Genomic DNA, 1,217 nt, shown 5'->3' on the forward strand with positions numbered 1-1,217 from the left:
CATCCCTTTCAAGGTCTTAGGTAAAATCCCCTGAAGTTTCTATCAGGGATACCCGAACGATGTGGGCCGATGTTCTGGAGCGTTTCGAGAAAAAAGCACCTGCCAGCGTTATGGCCAAATTGGCGCTGGAGCACGCTATTGCTCCTGAGTGGGTCGATCAGGTTTTCGAAGAACATCGGCAACGGCAGTATTCTCGTGAGCTACTGTTCTCGACCATCATCAAGCTGATGTCCCTTGTTTCATTGGGTTTGAAGCCATCCCTGCACGCCGCGGCGCGGCAACTGGAAGATCTTCCTGTCAGCCTGGCGGCCCTCTACGACAAGATCAGTCGTACCGAGCCAGCTTTGTTGCGCGCCCTGGTCACGGGCTGTGCGCAGCGCCTGGCTCCAACCATCAAGGAGTTGGGTTGCACGACGATGTTGCCGGGTTGGCAGGTTCGGGTGGTGGACGGTAATCACTTGGCATCCACTGAGAAACGACTGGGGGCTTTACGCCACGAGCGCGGCGCCGCTCGGCCCGGGTTTTCGGTGGTTGTCTACGACCCCGACCTGGATCAAGTCATCGACCTGCAGGCATGTGAAGATGCCTACGCAAGCGAGCGTGTTTGCGTGCTGCCTCTCTTGGCGGATGCCGAGCCGGGCCAGGTGTGGCTGGCTGATCGACTCTATTGCACGCTCCCGGTCATGGAGGCTTGCGAACAGGTCAAAACCTCCTTTGTCATTCGTCAACAAGCCAAGCATCCACGCTTGATTCAAGAGGGGCATTGGCAAGAACCCGTGCCTGTGGACGCGGGCACTGTGCGTGAGCAGATCATTCAGGTCAGAGGCGGTTATCAGTGTCGGCGTGTCGAACTGACGCTTCATTCGCCAACAGACTCGGGTGACAGCAGCTTGATGTTCTGGAGCAACCTGCCTGAAAGCGTCAGCGCGCAGCAGATCGCGGAACTCTATCGCCGCCGCTGGAGCATTGAAGGCATGTTCCAGCGACTGGAAACAATCCTGGAGAGTGAAATCGAAACCCTTGGTAGCCCAAAGGCTGCGTTGCTCGGGTTCGCTACTGCGGTGTTGGCCTACAACGTCCTGGCCGTACTCAAACGAAGCGTCGAGCAAGCCCATCAGGCTTCCCAGCCTGACGGCTGGGAAGCCTCAACCTATCACTTGGCGGTTCAGGTCCGGAGTGGTTATGAAGGCCTGCAAATTGCGCTGCCCTCGGAATGT

General features: G+C 57.6%; 1 protein-coding gene. It reads left to right on the forward strand.

Annotated elements, in window-relative coordinates; all coding sequences use genetic code 11:
* Window positions 1–110 precede the first annotated feature (110 nt).
* The coding region (locus AC3A5O_RS28745; protein ID WP_487754016.1) for an IS4 family transposase at window positions 111–1,217 on the forward strand (1,107 nt) is incomplete at its 3' end.

Source organism: Pseudomonas sp. Soil_N_39, assembly GCF_057655955.1.